The organism is Mesorhizobium sp. WSM4989 (assembly GCF_029625795.1).
GTDB lineage: Bacteria > Pseudomonadota > Alphaproteobacteria > Rhizobiales > Rhizobiaceae > Mesorhizobium.
Map to the genome: position 1 here is coordinate 1 of NZ_JARTVN010000014.1, position 2,073 is coordinate 2,073.

At 61.1% G+C, this 2,073-nt stretch carries 2 protein-coding genes; both read left to right on the forward strand.

Annotated elements, in window-relative coordinates; genetic code table 11:
- Positions 1-560 precede the first annotated feature (560 nt).
- On the forward strand, positions 561-842 hold the full coding sequence (locus P9217_RS30120; protein ID WP_029356603.1) for an acyl carrier protein: 282 nt from the start codon (positions 561-563) through the stop codon (positions 840-842).
- Positions 843-2,051, forward strand: a complete 1,209-nt coding sequence (locus tag P9217_RS30125; RefSeq protein ID WP_095794006.1) for a beta-ketoacyl-[acyl-carrier-protein] synthase family protein — start codon at positions 843-845, stop codon at positions 2,049-2,051.
- Positions 2,052-2,073 lie beyond the last annotated feature (22 nt).

The following is a 2,073-nucleotide window of genomic DNA, read 5'->3' on the forward strand; positions in this document are numbered from 1 at the left end:
GGCCGCACTCATGACCGGCTGGGCTCGGTTAATCCTGCATGCCGCGCCCATGAGGTTACTTGTCCGGAGTGCGTCGAGCACAACGAGGAGATGTAGTTCACGATCTTTGAAAAGCGTGGTCAACCATCCAAAGTGTGGATGCCTTTCATCGAAACAAACGATTTCATCAATGTTCTGGAATCCTGCATGGGCAGAAGCACCTGATGGACACCGATGCCCCCACTGCCTCATGGCGTGGCGAGCGTCTTAAGAAACCGCCCGAAAGGAGATTTTTCATGCGCTCTACCGGGCAGTGGAGTGCTGGGAAAGGGAGTTGCAACTGACCGGCCATGTCAAACTGTCCGACTTCTTCCGAGCCTATGGACAGACCGGGAGACGCGCACGTGTAGCGGCTCACATCGTCATACTGCACCTACGCCACACACCGGCCGGACCTGATCCGGCTTTATGAGCATTGGGCTTTGTCAGTTGCCCAAGCGTGATGGCTTTCGCGACGCGGCGCGCCTCAGGAACTGAGCCGCGTCCAGGTCGAAACGCGGGAAAGAAAGACAGGAAACAGAATGGCCGATCAATTCGCAACGGACGTCATTGCCCTGATCAAGAAACGCGCCGAGTCGGAGAGCGGTGAGGGAATGCCTGCGTCATTCGTCGGCGAGATAACAATCGCCACGGAACTGGACGCGCTCGGGTTCGATTCGCTGGGTTTGGCGGACGTCCTCTGGGATGTGGAGCAGGCCTACGGCATCAAGATCGACATGAACACGGCCGATGCCTGGTCCAATCTCAAGAATGTCGGCGACGTCGTGGAAGCCGTCCGCGGCTTGCTTGCGAAGGAGGCTTGAATGGACAGGCGCGTCGTTATCACCGGAGTGGGCGGCCTGTGCGGACTGGGCACCGACGCCGCCTCTATGTGGAAAGAGATGCGCGAAGGCCGCTCCGCCATCGGCCCGATCGCCAATTCCGAGCTTCATGACCTGGAGGGCATGACCGGCGCTGAGATCAAGGCGCTGCCCCAGCACGACATCAACCGGGGGCATCTCATCTCCATGGACCGCTTCAGCTTGCTCGCCGTGCTTGCAGCGCGCGAAGCCATGCGGCAGGCCGGACTTTCCTGCGACGAGGGGAATGCCCATCGCTTCGGCGCGACAGTGGGCGTCGGATTTACCGGTTCGTACGCAACAGAACAAACTTACCGCTCACTGCTTTTGGGTAGCGCAATCCGTGCTGAACTCTTCACTGGAGTAAAGGTGATGCCCAGCGCCGCTTCCGTCCATCTTAGCTTGAGCCTCGGCTTGCGCGGGCCGGTCTTCGGGGTGACCTCCGCATGTGCCTCGGCCAACCATGCGATCGCCTCGGCGGTGGACCAGATCAAGCTGGGCCGGGCCGACGTAATGGTTTCCGGGGGCAGCGACGCACCCTTCGCATGGGGCGTGCTGAAAGCATGGGAAGCAATGCGCGTGCTTTCACCCGATACCTGCCGGCCCTTCTCCGCCGATAGGAAGGGCCTGGTGCTGGGCGAGGGTGCGGGCATGGCCGTGCTGGAAAGCTACGAGCATGCCACGAGGCGTGGTGCCACAATTCTTGCCGAGATCGCCGGCGTCGGCCTTTCCGCCGATGCCTTCCACATTGCCGCGCCATCTGTCGAGGGGCCAGCGTCGGCGATGCGCGCCTGCCTTGCCGATGCCGGGCTGAATGCCGAGGACGTCGACTACCTCAACGCGCACGGCACCGGTACCAAGAGCAATGATCAGACTGAAACGGCGGCGATCAAGCGTGTGTTTGGAAACCACGCTTATTCGATGTCCATCTCTTCCACCAAGTCCACGCACGCGCATTGCCTCGGCGCAGCGAGCGCGCTTGAAATGATCGCCTGCGTGATGGCAATCCAAGAGGACGTCGTGCCGCCGACCGCCAACTATCGCGAGCCAGATCCCGCTTGCGACCTCGACATCACACCCAATGTGCCGCGGGAGCGCAAGGTGCGCGTCGCCATGAGCAACGCCTTCGCCATGGGCGGTACGAACGCAGTTCTGGCATTCAGGCAGGTGTAGAAGCCATGCAAGACGCCTCATT

Excerpts from the sequence above, each read along its gene's own strand:
- P9217_RS30120 (WP_029356603.1), top strand. The coding sequence starts at position 561 with ATGGCCGATCAATTCGCAACGGACGTCATTGCCCTGATCAAGAAACGC.
- P9217_RS30125 (WP_095794006.1), top strand. The coding sequence starts at position 843 with ATGGACAGGCGCGTCGTTATCACCGGAGTGGGCGGCCTGTGCGGACTG.